Consider the following 441-nt stretch of genomic DNA (forward strand, 5'->3'; position numbering starts at 1 on the left):
TAGATCGCGACGATCGTCCCCATCGCGGCGTTGGGTTCGAGGTTCGACGAGCCGTCGAGCGGGTCGACGCAGACGGAGAGGCCGCTGCCGACGTCGATGCCCTCGGCGCGCTCCTCGCTGGCGTACACGCCGACGTTAGAGATCGATCCGATCCGATCGAGGAAGAGTTCGTCGGCGTACACGTCGGCCGCCTTTTGGGACTCTCCGGAGGGATTCTCGCCCTCGATGGCGACGCGGCGGCCGGGGAGGCCGCTGCGGACGTCCGGTGCAGAGCGCGCGACGACGTCGAGGACGGCGTCGATGGTGGCGCTGGTCGATTCGGGTTCGGTCGGCGCAGGATTGTCTCTCGTAGCCATCGGATCACTCATTCCGGGGACAGCGGAATCGGTAGTTCAGTATGCGGTTACAAAAGCCATAAAATCTTTGTTACTGCAGTTGCGC

1 pseudogene is annotated in these 441 nt (G+C 64.2%); it reads right to left on the reverse strand.

What is annotated here, in order from left to right:
* A pseudogene (locus DEQ92_RS22860) lies at window positions 1-356 on the reverse strand (class 1 fructose-bisphosphatase); the annotation flags it as partial.
* Window positions 357-441: the final 85 nt, after the last annotated feature.

It is taken from the genome of Haloferax sp. Atlit-6N (assembly GCF_003383195.1).
In the GTDB taxonomy this organism is placed as follows: Archaea; Halobacteriota; Halobacteria; order Halobacteriales; family Haloferacaceae; genus Haloferax; species Haloferax gibbonsii.